14 protein-coding genes are annotated in these 14,583 nt (G+C 34.8%); 10 read left to right on the forward strand and 4 right to left on the reverse strand.

Annotated elements, in window-relative coordinates; translation table 11 throughout:
- Positions 1-173 precede the first annotated feature (173 nt).
- The 5 genes from VCM44_RS02640 (at position 174) to VCM44_RS02660 (ending at position 4,986) form a co-directional block, all read left to right on the forward strand.
- Positions 174-641: a fimbrial protein gene (locus tag VCM44_RS02640; RefSeq protein ID WP_334677930.1), complete on the forward strand. Its 468-nt coding sequence runs from the start codon at positions 174-176 to the stop codon at positions 639-641.
- Between the two features lie 43 nt (positions 642-684).
- On the forward strand, positions 685-918 hold the full coding sequence (locus tag VCM44_RS02645; RefSeq protein ID WP_334677931.1) for a hypothetical protein: 234 nt from the start codon (positions 685-687) through the stop codon (positions 916-918).
- Positions 919-979: 61 nt separating this feature from the next.
- Positions 980-1,675 (forward strand): fimbrial biogenesis chaperone, encoded by a 696-nt coding sequence (locus VCM44_RS02650; RefSeq protein WP_334677932.1) that lies wholly within the window; start codon positions 980-982, stop codon positions 1,673-1,675.
- 49 nt (positions 1,676-1,724) lie between these two features.
- Entirely contained in the window at positions 1,725-4,064 is a 2,340-nt protein-coding gene (locus VCM44_RS02655) for a fimbria/pilus outer membrane usher protein (RefSeq protein WP_334677933.1), read from the forward strand.
- Positions 4,065-4,071: 7 nt separating this feature from the next.
- A complete protein-coding gene (locus tag VCM44_RS02660; RefSeq protein WP_334677934.1) occupies positions 4,072-4,986 on the forward strand; it encodes a hypothetical protein in 915 nt (304 codons plus the stop codon).
- A 2-nt stretch (positions 4,987-4,988) separates the two neighbouring features.
- On the opposite strand, the gene VCM44_RS15115 is transcribed toward VCM44_RS02660, so the two are convergent.
- The 3 genes from VCM44_RS15115 to VCM44_RS02670 form a co-directional block, all read right to left on the reverse strand.
- On the reverse strand, positions 4,989-5,246 hold the full coding sequence (locus VCM44_RS15115; protein ID WP_442905000.1) for a DUF6868 family protein: 258 nt from the start codon (positions 5,244-5,246) through the stop codon (positions 4,989-4,991).
- Between the two features lie 8 nt (positions 5,247-5,254).
- Positions 5,255-5,995, reverse strand: coding sequence for a hypothetical protein (locus VCM44_RS02665; RefSeq protein ID WP_334677935.1), 741 nt, complete (start codon positions 5,993-5,995; stop codon positions 5,255-5,257).
- 210 nt (positions 5,996-6,205) lie between these two features.
- Positions 6,206-6,778: an outer membrane beta-barrel protein gene (locus VCM44_RS02670; protein WP_334677936.1), complete on the reverse strand. Its 573-nt coding sequence runs from the start codon at positions 6,776-6,778 to the stop codon at positions 6,206-6,208.
- Positions 6,779-6,948: 170 nt separating this feature from the next.
- On the opposite strand from VCM44_RS02670, the gene VCM44_RS02675 reads away from it, so the two are divergent.
- The 4 genes from VCM44_RS02675 to VCM44_RS02690 all read left to right on the forward strand — a co-directional run bounded on the left by VCM44_RS02675 (position 6,949) and on the right by VCM44_RS02690 (position 13,369).
- Positions 6,949-8,334: a hypothetical protein gene (locus VCM44_RS02675; protein ID WP_162929706.1), complete on the forward strand. Its 1,386-nt coding sequence runs from the start codon at positions 6,949-6,951 to the stop codon at positions 8,332-8,334.
- Positions 8,335-8,336: 2 nt separating this feature from the next.
- The gene (locus tag VCM44_RS02680) at positions 8,337-9,683 is read left to right on the forward strand and encodes a hypothetical protein (protein ID WP_334677937.1); all 1,347 of its coding nucleotides are present in this window, start codon (positions 8,337-8,339) and stop codon (positions 9,681-9,683) included.
- 239 nt (positions 9,684-9,922) lie between these two features.
- Positions 9,923-11,593, forward strand: coding sequence for a HAMP domain-containing methyl-accepting chemotaxis protein (locus VCM44_RS02685; RefSeq protein WP_334677938.1), 1,671 nt, complete (start codon positions 9,923-9,925; stop codon positions 11,591-11,593).
- A 48-nt stretch (positions 11,594-11,641) separates the two neighbouring features.
- Positions 11,642-13,369, forward strand: a complete 1,728-nt coding sequence (locus tag VCM44_RS02690) for a hypothetical protein (protein ID WP_334677939.1) — start codon at positions 11,642-11,644, stop codon at positions 13,367-13,369.
- Here the strand turns inward: VCM44_RS02690 and VCM44_RS02695 are convergent.
- Positions 13,361-13,735, reverse strand: coding sequence for a VOC family protein (locus VCM44_RS02695; protein ID WP_114705729.1), 375 nt, complete (start codon positions 13,733-13,735; stop codon positions 13,361-13,363). The genes VCM44_RS02690 and VCM44_RS02695 overlap by 9 nt on opposite strands.
- Before the next feature lie 85 nt (positions 13,736-13,820).
- On the opposite strand from VCM44_RS02695, the gene VCM44_RS02700 reads away from it, so the two are divergent.
- A complete protein-coding gene (locus tag VCM44_RS02700; protein ID WP_334677940.1) occupies positions 13,821-14,570 on the forward strand; it encodes a hypothetical protein in 750 nt (249 codons plus the stop codon).
- Positions 14,571-14,583: the final 13 nt, after the last annotated feature.

The raw sequence follows: 14,583 nt of genomic DNA on the forward strand, positions 1-14,583 counted from the left end.
TTAGCCTAAACTTCAGTCAAGAGTGTTCAAAAAGTGACCATATTGTGACATTTGCAAAGAAATAATACAATTTAGGTGGCTAAGTTGTTAATTATTCTTAGAAGTTTGTGGCACTGTTATTGCTCTAAATATAGGTGTTAAAAGTTAAACCACACAAATAAGAAGAGGAAAAAATGAAAGTATTAAAAGCGCTATTCGTTACATCACTACTATCAACTTCTGCATTTGCAGCAACAACAGGAACTCTCACTCTTACTGGTACAGTTCCAGCAATCATCTCAATTGAAGTGACTCCAGAGGCCCTTGCTTCAACACTTCCTTTAGATACCACACAAACTGATTCTAAAGTGGCCACAGTAACTGAGAAGTCGAACTCTGTTTCTGGTTATACGGTATCGTTTCAATCAGCGAATTTAGGTAATCTTGTTCATGAGTCTGTTGCTTCTTCATCAATAGCCTATGATTTAAAATATGATGGTGCTCTCGTTGACTTATCAACGACTGATGTTTTCACTTTTCCTTCTGCGGCGAGTGTTAACGTTGATAAGGATCTGGAAATTTCTTATACAGGTGTTGCTCACGAGAACCTAGTTCAAGGTAGTTACGAAGATGTTGTAACACTTGAAATTGCTGTAAATTAAAAGTTACTAAAGTAAATTAGTCAGATAGCCGAAAGGCAGAGTGATGAAGTCAATTACTCTGCCTTTTCTATTTTTTGCCCTACTTTCAAACCTTTGCTTTGCAGGAAGAACAAAGTCATTAAAATTAAAGGGAAGAGTTCCGGCCTCGGTACAAGTCATAAAGAATAAAGATAAAGATTCAAAACAGGTTATTAAATCCAATATTGATAAGCAGAGCTATACAATTAAAGAAGTTCAAAAAGACAATCACAAAGTCTTTGAGATTTCTTTCCACTAATACCTAAAAAGTTAAGATTCTAGTATAATAAGGATGCAGTTACAGACTCTTAGGAGGAGACTTGAAGCAACTTGTTTTACTCGTATTCTTACCCTTATTATTTTCCTTCACTTTTAGGCCAACAACCCAAACGATTGATATTAATAAGAAACAAAAGTCGACTCAATTCTTAATTGAAAATACGACTGATGAAATAATTCCAGTTACGGTAAAGGGCTTTCTACGTCTTCAAAAGTCTGACGGAAAAGAAGATCTTCCTGTAACAAATGATATTTCTGTATTTCCCCCGCAATTAATAATCTCTCCTGGTGAGAGGAAAACCATACGAGTGGATTGGAAGGGACCTTCGTCATTAGAGGTTGAAAGAGTATATCGTGTAGTTGCTGAACAAGTTCCATTAAAACTTAAGAATGGGAATAAGAAAGATAGTGGTGGAATCAAGATGCTTTTAAAGTATATGAATGTGGTTTATGTTCCACCAAAGAATCCCTCTTCAAAGTTAGAAGCAATTAAGTATGAAGTCAAAGGGGAGTGGATTAATGTCCATTTGAGAAATTCTGGTAACGTTCATCAATATATTAAAAATCTAAATATAAATTTTGAAAAAAATGGAAAGACATTCAGTATTTCCCGCAAGCAACTAGATAAGCTTAACGGACAAAATATTTTGGCCAAAACAACAAGAGTATTTAAGTTTAAAAATACGTTGAAAATACCATCTAATTATAAGGTAAGTATTAAATTTGATAAGATCTAATTTACTTTCTATATTTCTTATCATTGGATTAAGTTTTCCAAGTTACACATTGGCACAAAGTCAAAATGAACTCTTCAAAAGTGTATTTGGTGAAAGTGTTTTTGAAACTTATATTGAATTTGTTGTACAAGGAAAGTCCTTAGGAGATATTGAAGTAAAGGCTTCTGGTCCTGAGATAAAAGCATATAATAGCAAAGTTCTTAATGCTAAACTTCGATTAATTCTTAAAGATGAAAGCTTTAAGAGGATTGATATCTCTAAGAAATGGGTCGATGCAAAGTCTCTTCCTTATAAATTGATTTATGATTCTAAAACTTTAAAAGTTATTCTTGATGTCGAGGTTTCAGATCTAAGACCTATTTTCTATTCCCTCGAAGATAATCCAAAGCTCAAATATGCTGGGCAGGAAATAAGGCCAGCACCTCTTGCCGGTTCAATTAATTATCTCATTGATAAAACATATGGCGATGAGTATTTTGGAGGGGAGAAGTTTTCTTTAAATATAAAGTCATTCATTAATGTGAAAAGTTATGTTCTTGAAATGAATGGGTTTTATGATGAATCCTCATCATCTAATGCATATAGTGAATGGTCTCGTCGTGACTTTAGCTTAACAAAAGACTTTGAATCAATAAGAATGCGAACCCGTCTTGGTGATACCACAACTGGCCGCCTAGGTTTTATGCAAGCAAAATCGATTGGTGGAATTAATATTAGAAAACAATTCTCTATTGATCCATATGAAACACCTTATTCACAAGGGGAAAAAGAATTTCAGATAACAAGCCGCTCAAGCGTTCGAACTTATGTGAATGGCTCACTTGTTAAAAGTGAAATCTTACCTGCGGGTAATTATAAGCTTTCTAAGCTTCCCCTCGTTAACGGTATGAATAATGTGCGTATCGAAATTGACAATGGTAGTGGAGTTAAACAAATCCTTGAATTTGATATTCCTTCTTCTGTATCAGTACTTAAGGCAAAAGAGATTGATTACTCTTTGAGTGCTGGACGCCTAAGTGACGACTCTGGTGTAACGCGATCATATTTTGATGAAGATTTTTATAGTGGCTTTCTACAATATGGTGTCAATGATTGGTTTACTACTGGAGCCTATTTTCAAAATGATGACGAATTCCTATTGGCCGGACTTGTTAATGGGACAAGCACAGTCTTCGGTAATTTCTTTCTCGGTAATGCATTCTCCAATAATAGTGATCAATCAGATGGTGTGGCAACGGCTCTTACTTGGCAATATCAAGACGTAGCAGGTGTCTTATTAGAGAATTTTTCCTTTACCCTACGTTATGAAAACTTCATTAATAGTTTTCGATCAAGTTCAGATTTAAACTTGAAACTTCTAAGAAATAATTATCAATTAAATCTGGCCTTCCCCTTATTTAGACGTGGCTCAATTAATATTGGCGCCGGTATTTCTGAATTTAAAGACATTGCAGACGGAGAAAGGAATTTTATAAGAAGCTCCATCAACTATAACCCAATAAGAAACTTGAATCTAAGTATTTATGCCTCACGAACGAAAGATAGTGTAAGTGGTGTTGATAATTCTGTCTCTGCATTCTTAACTTGGTCAATACCAGCTGATAATCGCTATATCTCAGCATTTCATGACTTTGAGGACAAGACAAGCCGTCTTTCATATACTCAAGACAATAGTAGTGAACTTTATAATCCTCGCTATACGATCTCAGTAGACGATGACACAAGTTCAACACAGTTAGGACTTTCTTCTAATATGCCAACGCCAATGGCCGACTTCTTCTTAAGAGGGCGATATGCAAGAACTACAGAAGGTGATTCTTATCGTCATATTGGAATTGGTTTGTCGACAACAACTCTCTTTGCATATGATAATGGATTTGGATTTGCTCAATCACGTACAAATACAAATAGTTTTGCAATTTTTAAAACTAGTGATGAAATTGATGATCAAAACTTAATAATTAAGTCCACATCTTCTTTTGCTGATACAAGAACTCCTCTTTTGGGAGACCTCGCAATTACTGATATGGTTGCTTATCAATATCGTGATGTTCAGCTCGATCCTTCTTCACTTAATTTAGGTACATCTCTTGAAAAGGAAAAATATATCCTCTTTCCAACTTATAAATCAGGCCATCTTATTAATGTTAATGATAACGGCCTATTTAGCTTAAAAGGTGTACTCTTAAGAAATGGAAAGCCTGTTTCTTTAGAAGTATGTCAGCTTGGCGATCAAGTGTTTTTTACAGATCGTGACGGAAGTTTCTTTATTGCAGAGGTTAATCCCGATGATACAGTATTGAAAGTTAGTGGAAAACGTATGCAGAAGCTAAATATTGCAAATGGATTAAAGGGGATCATCAATATAGGTGAGATTCATATCAAATAGGAAACGTATGAAAGTAATTATTTTCATTTTATTATTACCAATTTATGTTTTTGCAGCAAGAGAATGCGACTTTACTGTAAGTAGTAATAACTTTGTTGGCACCCTTACGAATAATGTCCAAGCCGTATCACACAGTTTTTCAATTAGAAGAAGTAATAACGCTAACCGATGTCGTACGTTTCGAGCATTTTTTAGTCGTGGTGGCTCTGGTAACTATAATAGACAGGCCAGTAGTGGAACTTCTAGTATTCCATACAATCTTTATGGTGATAGTAACTTAGTAACAGTATTAAAAGATTATCCTGACGCAACACAAGTGAATGAATATATTACAGGTTCTTTAATTGATAATAATACAAATTACAATTTTAATTTTTTCGTTAAACAGTTAGACCTTGATTCTGTTTTCTCTACTGGTGATGGTTACTTTGGAGATAACTTACAGATTAGCTTCTATAGTGTTGAAAATAATGGATCGTTAACATATGAAAATACAGCCTATTTTTATCTACAACTAATTATTCCTCGATATGCTGAGCTTAGCCTTGTGCCTTTAGGTGCTTCACATGATCCAACATCAACTCAGTATGTAATGAATTTTGGAACATTAACAAGTAATGAAGTTCAAAGTGCAACTTTGAACGTGAAGGGAAATGTCGGATTTGGTGTGTATATGACTTCCCAAAATGGATCAGCACTAAAGAAAGGAAGTTCTAATATTCCTTATCAAATTAAGGTCGGACCTACGAATTATGTTTCATTATCAAATGCTGGTCAGGAAACGTATATGTTTCAGAAAAATACTGGAACGAGTATCAATGCAGAAAGTTACCCTATCGATGTTAGGCTTGGGACCGTTCCTGATAGTGCTGAAACGGGTACTTATGAGGATGTCATTACTGTAACAGTAAAAGCTTGGTGAATTTAGTACATCTTCATAAGCTTCAAGGCAAAATAGGGTGTTAAATTTAATAGGATGACAACAAGTTTAAAGTTAGCAAGATACTTGAAGTATATTTTAGGTAATTTCTTTTCTTTTATTCCAAAAAGTGTTGAGTGTGTTCTTATAATAAATTTTCGAAATAATACGATTGAGATAGTCGAAAGGGTGAGGAGACCAAAATTAATTAGTGTACACCATCCTAGAAATTCTGTGATGCTATTGATATTGATCTCCATCATTCTTTCCTCTAGTCCTTTTCAGGTAAGTTTTGTGCAAAACCTGAGAAAGCTCGACTTAAGATATACCTTTCACTAGGTTTTTTAGGGTAAGGGTATTTCTTATCAAGACTGCCTTGTTTTGACCCTGTAATTAAATCAAAAAACTGAACTAATCCATTTTTCTTTTCAATGTGATAGTCTAGGGAATTAGATCCACTCTTTTTTATCAATCCATTCCAAGCGAGATATTTATTTCTTATATCATAGACAAAGAAGTTAATATCCATATCTCGATTTGTAGTTGTCGTAAGTTTCTTGTCTCCTGTTGCTTTTCCTTCTGTATCTGTTACATCTTCAGTTTCACGTGAGTTTCTTGTGATATCATTTTCAATACGAGCAAAGGCAATATAGCGGCGATCTGTTAGGTTTTGGTTTAATAGAGTTAGAGATTGTTCAGATAATGTTGAATCCTCTTCGATTTCTCTAAGCATCTCTCTATAGAGGCCTCGTCCCATACGCTTAATGAGATAGCTTGTGCTATCGATGATGATGTCTTTTCTTTGTTCTTGAACATCTGTACGAAATTGATTGGCCAGGTTAATCTTCTTCTTATAATCCCATTTTTCTGTTGTGTGTGTGATGCCTCCAATAGTAAGGCGTCCGTTCACAACATTACTATATGTGAAATCAGCTGTTTTTCTTAAACCATGAACTTTTGTCGCACATGAAGTCATAAAAAGTGCACTTACTAGCACTAGTAACTTGATCATCAAATCCTCCTATTGATTGGCCTTTATATTTTATAGAAAATTGATGGTCTAAACAATAGAGCAAATTTAGGAAATCTTAACTCTGGTGAACATGTTTTGATGGTATATTAAAGATGGTAGAGCTTCACTCGGTTGCTCTGCTCAGCTTGTAGCTCTTGCTGCGAGCATGAAAAGAGGCCCTTACACTTCGGTAAGGGCCTTTTTTTTATTCTATATTCTAATTGAGAACCCAAGTGATGATTGATATTCAGGCTCTTCTATTTCGCGATGATTTGTGAAAACAGCTGTAATACCTGCATTAAGAGAGAATACTCCAAGCATATTTATACTTAGACCACTTCCTGCATAAGGTGAAACGTATGTCGCAGGCTCCTGTGTTGTGGTAACTCCTGCCTCTGTTCTTTCGTACTTACTTTCACGAGCACTAGCTCCTGCACGCAAATACCAGCGTAGTGAAGAGCCAATATTGTATGCACTTCTTAAACCAAGTTTGTAATTCGTTGATGTCTCGGCCATTTCGACGGTACCAGAATTATAAGTCTCATCTTCTTTTGATTGAGTAACTTCTGCTTCTAGGGACAAATACTGTGGTCCCCAATTAGCACGAGCACCGTAAAACAATCGATTGGATGTATGAGGCGTTGGAAGAATCGACTGGACTCTTTCGTATCCGACTATTGGCTCAATTGTGAGATTTCCTTTCGAGATATTCCCATAGGCCAATACGTTAGTTGAAGAAGAGATAATTAAGATAAATGAAACAAAACGTAAGATATTTTTCATTCTAAAATTATCTCATATTCTAAGCGTCGTTAATGTTAGCGGTAATTTTGATCATCCTTTAGTTTTTATTTGCTTGAATTTACTAGAGCTTAAATTGACTTAGTTACCTACATATCTTTTCATTAATCATATTTTATTTAGAGGGTTGGAACATTATCATAGGAGGATATGTGAAAAATTTAATGAGGGCGGCAGTTACACTGTCGATATTATCGAGTAGTGTTTTTGCTTCATCGCGAGTTATTCGAGATAATCGATTAAATGACTTGGGTATTTCCCCTGTTTTGGGAAGGGGATATTCCATTGCAACAAATACGTATCAAAGTACTTGTATGGGGCAAGTCAAAACTACTCAACCATCATATGACTTAAAATATCGTTACTTAGAAATTGAACAGGACTGGGAAAGTCAGTATACAAAATCTTTTGAAACAAAGAATACCTTTAAATTCTTATTCTTAAAAACAAACGTTAATCTCTTTACGGAAGTTTCTGGAGAAAATACTTATCATTACCATTATATCTTTGCTGATATTGATGTTGATAGTTATTACCATTCTCTTTCAGAAGGAGAAAGTCAGCTAAGTGAAAGTGCAAAAAGCTTATTGGCAAAAGGTGATGTTGTCGGTTTCTTTGACTCTTGCGGCCCTTATTATGTTCGATCGATTGGTCGTCATTCGAGTTTCTTAGGTTTACTTCGTTATCGCACAACTTCTAGTGAGCGAGATGTAAATTTTGAATTACAACTAAAAGCTAAGATGCGTGGATTTTTCTCTGGTGGCTCATCTGATACGACAATTTCAAGTGAATTTAGAGAGGAGACACAATCAAAAAGATTAGAAATCAATATTTGGGCCTATGGTTTAGGTAAAGGTGAAATCGCTGATATTATTCCTACAGATATTGATAGTTTCAAAAAGTCAGTTCAAGCAGTTGTTAAAACGATGCAGGATCCAAATGCAGGTCGAGTGACAACTATGGAAGTTGCACCTTGGATTGAGAACACACAATTTCAAGACCTGTTAGAGCTTGAAGATGATGAAGGTAAACTTCTATTCGAAAAGAAGAAGAATTTAGAAGCTAATGCTGAAATTATCAGTGAATTAGATCGTATTGATCGCGCTCAAATAGATCAATACTTTAAGGCCAGTAATTGTCGTCGTATTTTAGAAGATGAATATTTAAATGTTGATGATGATTTTAATGGTGGTTATGAGCCGGAAAATACTTATTTTTCTGATTTAACAAAACCAAATAGTCAAAACTCTGAGATCTCTCTTGCTGCATTTGATTCAGTTCTCTCTCAAGAAAAAGTTGAAGAGTATCTTGCGGCCAATTATCAATTTAATTATGGCCAAGCAGAACCAACACCAGATCCTGAAACAGGAGCATTGGCATGTATTAAACAAATTCATGAGCAAGGAATTGATCAAGTACATTATAGAAATATTCCAGCTTGTTTAGATGCCCGTACGACTAGTGTACCAGTTTCACCACTTCTTGATAGTTACTGTATGCCAGAGCTTTCAAGAGTTGTTATTCCAGATGATGCATAATTATGAAAAATAACATCTTAATATTTATTCTAATTTTTGGTGGGGCCTATTCATGGGCCCTGCCACTACATGATAATAAAATCAATGAAGAGAATTTTCATTCATCCCTTTATATTGATGATCCAAGAGTTACTCAAATTGAAGGGCACATGAAGCTTCTTGATGGGTTTTCAAGAAAGTTGTTTAAAAGATCAAATACCTGCTTTGAGTTAGATAAGTTTGTCGGTACTCAACAATCTAATATTCAATTAGAGTTTAAACAAAAAGTTGTGGGTACAAATATCTTTAACCCTTTTTTTAGTAAGTATTATAATAATGTTTATAATAGCCATGTCGACGATATTTTAAATAAACAAAACCAACAAACCCAAAGTGCATTTCAAATAGCAGTTCACAAAACAACTTTTGCAAGAGAGCGTGATACTGACTATGTGAAGATACAAGATCGCTATGGAACATTACTTCAGGCAGGTGATTTTTTCACATTTGGAGAATTATGTGCCAGTGGTTATGTGAGCTCATTTGATAAGTATGCAGGTGCGTGGTTTACACTGGTCTTTAATCGAGATGCAGATGGGAATGATGCAGGCTTTATCTCTCTTGTTGAAACTTATATTCGTCTCTTTGATTCAACGATAGAGCCAAAGATCCGCGCACAACTTAATCGTGAACTGGCAAATCGTGCTGTAACTCTCTACGCTGAGTTTCGAGGCATGAACCCATTAACAATCCCAATTCAAAATTTAAGAGATATTGAACAATTTAGAAATTTAATTACTCAAATTAAGTCGGCGATGCTCTCTTCTGATTCTGGATTATATATGGCCCTAGAGTATACACCTTGGGGATATAATTATGAGTTCCAGAATTACTTCTATGATTTCTTAAAGCGAAATACCAAACTTCCTACTGAACCAGGAAGAAGACAGTGGTTTAATTTTTATCAAAATATTGAACTTGCACGATTAATGAGTGATGCCTTTGCTACTGAAGCTGATTACGTCGATCGCTTTGAGGTTTGTCGAAAACAGATGCTAAGAGACTATCCTCTTAATCGTCAAAATGAAAAGCAACTCTTCGTAAATCACTTGAATCCAAAAGGTCCAGGAGTACCACTAAGTCAGATACATCAATTACTATCAGAAGAAACTCTAAATCAACTCAAGGATAAATTAAAAAATCTAGAGTCTAGCTCTGACGGATCAATTGCAACATGTCATAAAAGGTTAATGGGACAAACTTTCTATACGAATCATTATCAGGATTTTAAAGAATGTGCCTGGTTTGATGACTTTACAAAAACACCAACCTTAATTGTAGATGCTCTATGTCCACTAACTCCAAAATAGAAAATAAGAATGATTTTTTAAAATTTTTTTATATTTTTTTTATATTTTTTTATTTTTAACCCATTGCTTTCTTTTTTAGAAATATTAATCGCTTAGAATAGATACCTAACTCTAGGCTTTAGATAAAAAATCAAAGTTCACAGTGATGTCAATTTAAGGCTAATGGATGAGTAAATAAATTTCTTGTTTTTGCCGAAGTTTTATCAACTAGATATTGTGATTGGGGATAGGGAGAGAAAATGTTTAATAATCTTAGCTTTAAGAAAAAACTTGTATTATTATGTGTATTTATGTCTTCTGTAAGTTTAATCATTGGGGGAGTTGCTCTCTATGGTTTTATAACTTTTTCAAAAGTTTCAGATGATGTAGCAAAGAGAGTTATTCCTAGAACTGCTCTCCTTAATACGATGGATGTTAATTATCAAAAAATACGAATTCAAGTTAGAACATTAGGGCTTGAGAATCTGAGTTTAGATAATCGTACCAGCGCAATTAATAATGCTTTGAAATATGTTAATAATTATGAAAATGCTTCAAAGGAGCTTAAAGCATATGTAACAAGCAAAGAAGAGTTAGAACTTTATAATAGGCTCGACAGGCAGTGGGAAGATTTTAAAAGTGTTGGTGTTAAGGCGATTGAATTAGGTAAGGTTTATGATGCAGATGCACGAGCAAAGCTATTAGAAATTTTTTTAGTTCATTGCCCAGAGGCAGCAGGTAATTTTCAACAAGCCTTAGATGAATATACTGATAGTATTAAAATTGAATTAAAGAATGCTGTTGCTCTTTCAAATGATGTCTCTAAAGAAATTGAATTCATTGATATGTTACTTGTTGTTGTTATGATTTTAGGAACTGGAATTGGATTAACTGTGGGAGTAACATTTGCAAATAGAATGTCTAATTCAATTCGCGAAACATTAGATAGTCTTACTAAGAGTTCTTCTGTTTTAACTTCTAATGCTTCTGATATTTCAAAAACATCTTCAGAGTTATCAGAGGCCAGTCAGGAACAGGATGCCGCATTACATGAATCTTCAGCTTCATTAGAAGAAATTGGCTCAATGGTTAAAATGACTGCTGATAATGCAATGAAGTCATCGCAGCTTGCGACGGAAAGCTATGATCGTGCTTCTAAAGGAAAGAATATTGTTGTGGATATGAATCTATCGATGAGTTCAATTAATACAAGTATTGATACGATTGTGAATGAACTTGATTTAAATAACGATAAAATGAAAGAGATTGCTTCTCTCATAAGTAGTATTGATGAGAAAACTCAAGTCATTAATGACATTGTTTTTCAAACAAAGCTTCTCTCTTTTAATGCATCTGTTGAAGCGGCAAGGGCCGGTGAAGCAGGTAAGGGATTTGCTGTTGTTGCAGAGGAAGTAGGTAAACTTGCCCAGATGAGTGGTGGTGCTGCTGTTGAAATCACTGAAATGCTCTCTTCAAGTGTTACACAAGTTAATAATATCATCGAAGATACAAAGAATCGTTTTTCTAAAGTGGTTGATGAGGCTAGATCAAGCGTCACAACGGGAACGGATATAGCCAAAGAATGTGAAGATATTCTAGAAAGTATTGTTACTAGTGTAGAAGGAGTTTCTTCTTCTGTAGGTGAGATCTCATCGGCGACACAGGAACAATCAAGTGGAATCAATCAGCTACAAACTGCGCTTTCACATGTCGATGTTCTTTCAAAGTCAAATACTGGTATTGCTCAAGATTCATCATTGGTCTCAACTCAACTTCAAGGGCAAGTCTCGATTTTAAATAAGTCTATCGGTGATATTAAAGGTCTTATCCTAGGTGTAAATGATACGAAAGCGAAAGTCGTATCATTGGAAAAGAAGGTTTCAAGTATTCAAATTCCAGATAGTGAAGACTTTATTAAAAAGGCTGCCTAATATAAGTCAGTAACTTAACTTTATTTATATACTGCCGATAAGTTTTAAGTGAGGGAGACAAAAAGCTACATTCTTTTACTGAGCTTATTACTTTCGGTAGTTTATGCATCAGAGCATTGTCTTAATAGTCCAAATGAAATTCGGGATAAGATTAATTATCTGAAGGCCCAAGTTATTTGTTCTAATTCAGATAATTTTGCTCAATGCCATAGCTTATTTGATGATAGTAATTTTCAAGAGAATGAAGATTTATCACCTAATGACTTATCTATAGGTGTTTGCTCCCAAAGTGAAACTTCTGCAAAGATTCCTTATACACTGATCTTTTCAACTCAATATCAAAATGTACAGGCCATCGCTCAAAGATTATCAGGACGTGTTAATGTAAATGATGCACTCGACTTTCACGAGCATATGTCCAAGCATAAGAAGAGAATTGTGGACTTGGGAGTAAAGCTACTTGAACGATATCCAGAACGTTTTAAAGAAATTGATAAGGAGACATTAAAAATCGTTTTAGAGGCCCATGATAATGCTAAGGTTACACCTTCAAGTCAATATAACGGACGGCCATTTTATAAGGTTCTTTTTGAAGAAGGTTATGGAAGAAAATTAAATAGAGAAATTGTAGATTCTCTAAATGATGTTGATGGAAAATGGACAGAGGATGCATTTAAAAAAGCAGGACTTTCTCTTGAAGGACTTACTGGCAAAAGAAAGCAGAATGTTTTAAAAAAACGAAAGCTGATATTAAAGATTGAAAAGATAGCAGACTTTGTTGATCGTGGAATGAGTCCGGTCACAAAAGAAGAATTTGGACGAAAAGTAGTTAAAGCAAGTGATAGTAAATTCTTTTTAAAGAATAAGAAAGACCGATTAGCTGCTGAGTTTTTAGAACAAAATTATAATGAATTTACAAAAGGCCATGAATATCGCCCGCTCTCTGCTTTTGATAAGGCTCGTCTTCACAAACGACTCCTCATACAGGAAAACTACCATAAAATAACACCTAGTAACGTAGCAAAAGCTAAGTTGAGTTCTCGTGCCATTGCAAGTCAAGTGAAGAATAAAACACGAGATGGCCTCGGTCTTATGTCGAAGATACTTTCAAGTACAAAGTTTTTAAAAGCAGCAAATGCAGTCGAATTAATGGGGTACTCACCCTCTACGGCCTGTGCAACACTTGGCTACCACGATTGGATCAAAGATCCACAATGTAAACCTCTTTTGGCATTAAGCCCCAAAGTCATTTCTTTCTTAGGTGAAGATTGGCCAAGACAAAAACAGGCCCTAACTAATGGTGAACATATGTGTCGTGTTGTGGAAACAATCTATGATGATCTACAAACAAATCGATATTCTAATATCTCATGCTCTCAAGATCGATCAGTTGATATCAGTGGAATCGATGGTAAGAGCTTAAAGCTTAATAAGTCCAATGAGGGAGTCATTGATTCGGTTGAATTTTCTTCAAGGGGTAGGCATCGTGGAAGAAGTCTATCAAGTATCATAAAGTCGATTGATTTTGGAGATGATGGTACTCCTCAAAAGATATGCTTTGAAAAAAAGAAGTCGGCACGTCGTGCACAACTTGTTCAAACCTGTTATTCAGACTTATCTAATCTAAATACTCATCAAGAAGTTTTATTCGAGCGTGCAAAAGAGTTCCTTCATAAGAATTCATTTGATCTTACTCGTGCTTCTTTGTGTTGTGGCACTCCTTCAACTAATAAACATATTCAAGACTTCTGCACCAGTGGTTCTCATTTACAGTAGAGCAAAGATATCAATTTGATTTCCATCTGGATCTTTAACTGAAGCATATCGTTGGCCCCAAAAAGCATCCCAAGGCTCTTTTTCAATAATTACATCTTTATCTTTTAGCTTATTAACTAAGTTATCAACACTTTGTGGATTGTCTTGTTCAAAACAAAGAGTAATACCAGGAAAGATTGGCCTCTCCCAACTTGGATTGATTTTTTTCATTAGATCATACGAATCGAGCATAAGGCGAAGTCCTGACTTTGTTGTGGCTTCATAATGTTCATCCCCAATTTGGGTAAAATTTAATCCAAAGTTTTCGTAGAATTTTATAGAGTCTTCTAGACTTTCGCATGCAATTCCAATAGCACTAAGATTCATAATGGTATCCTCTAACTAGTTGATTTAATTATTTTAACTCATGAAGATAGTTAAGGAAAACCATAGTTTAGCCGATAAAATTGCTATGATAACAGAACGCCAAAAAGTTATTCGAAGCTTTGCAGCTATTGCCATTTCCTTTACAGCTGTATGGTATTCAACAAATTATAATCCTACGTCTTCTCGTTCAACAGCTTCATTTTTCCAAGTTGGCAATTGCTTTAGTGCACTTAAGAAAATCATAAAAAATTATGAAGTAAGAGTCGGTGGTGATGTGTCTATTATCAATATGAAAGGTGATAATATCCAAGGAAAGATACATAGCTATGCACGTGGTGGCCTTCAAATTAATAATTCTAAAGGTGCATACCTCATTAGCTATAGTGATATACAAAGTATAAATGATGAAGTTTTAGGTGAAATTGAAATTTATAAAAAACTCTTAGAAGGGGAAGTGGAAAATCTAAAGAATAAAGATGTTAATGTTCACTTCTATAATGGAACCAATCATACTTCAATTGCTGGCCGTGATTTCGAAATTGGTGATGAAACACTTAACTTCACCTCTATTGAAGACGGGCGACGCATGACATTTGCTTATGAGAAAATTTACGGCCTTGATGTCATTGATGCGGCAAAGGAAACTAAGAAGATCAGAAAAGATGTTAAACTACTTGAAGGTGAGTTTGTTACTGTTGAATTAAAAAGTGGTGAAAACTTAGATGGTACAATTTCTCTTTCTCTTGATGGTAGTCGCGTTGAAATAACAGACGTGGATGATGCTGATGAAGTGATGGCCATTCCTATTACTGATATCAAATCTATTTATCAGTAAATCCATAACAACT

This window comes from Halobacteriovorax sp. DPLXC-1 (assembly GCF_036903125.1).
Lineage (GTDB): Bacteria > Bdellovibrionota > Bacteriovoracia > Bacteriovoracales > Bacteriovoracaceae > Halobacteriovorax_A > Halobacteriovorax_A vibrionivorans.

Coding starts and splice junctions, on each gene's coding strand:
- VCM44_RS02640 (WP_334677930.1), top strand. CDS start 174: ATGAAAGTATTAAAAGCGCTATTCGTTACATCACTACTATCAACTTCT.
- VCM44_RS02645 (WP_334677931.1), top strand. CDS start 685: ATGAAGTCAATTACTCTGCCTTTTCTATTTTTTGCCCTACTTTCAAAC.
- VCM44_RS02660 (WP_334677934.1), top strand. CDS start 4,072: ATGAAAGTAATTATTTTCATTTTATTATTACCAATTTATGTTTTTGCA.
- VCM44_RS15115 (WP_442905000.1), bottom strand. CDS start 5,246: ATGATGGAGATCAATATCAATAGCATCACAGAATTTCTAGGATGGTGT.
- VCM44_RS02665 (WP_334677935.1), bottom strand. CDS start 5,995: ATGATCAAGTTACTAGTGCTAGTAAGTGCACTTTTTATGACTTCATGT.
- VCM44_RS02670 (WP_334677936.1), bottom strand. CDS start 6,778: ATGAAAAATATCTTACGTTTTGTTTCATTTATCTTAATTATCTCTTCT.
- VCM44_RS02680 (WP_334677937.1), top strand. CDS start 8,337: ATGAAAAATAACATCTTAATATTTATTCTAATTTTTGGTGGGGCCTAT.
- VCM44_RS02685 (WP_334677938.1), top strand. CDS start 9,923: ATGTTTAATAATCTTAGCTTTAAGAAAAAACTTGTATTATTATGTGTA.
- VCM44_RS02695 (WP_114705729.1), bottom strand. CDS start 13,735: ATGAATCTTAGTGCTATTGGAATTGCATGCGAAAGTCTAGAAGACTCT.
- VCM44_RS02700 (WP_334677940.1), top strand. CDS start 13,821: ATGATAACAGAACGCCAAAAAGTTATTCGAAGCTTTGCAGCTATTGCC.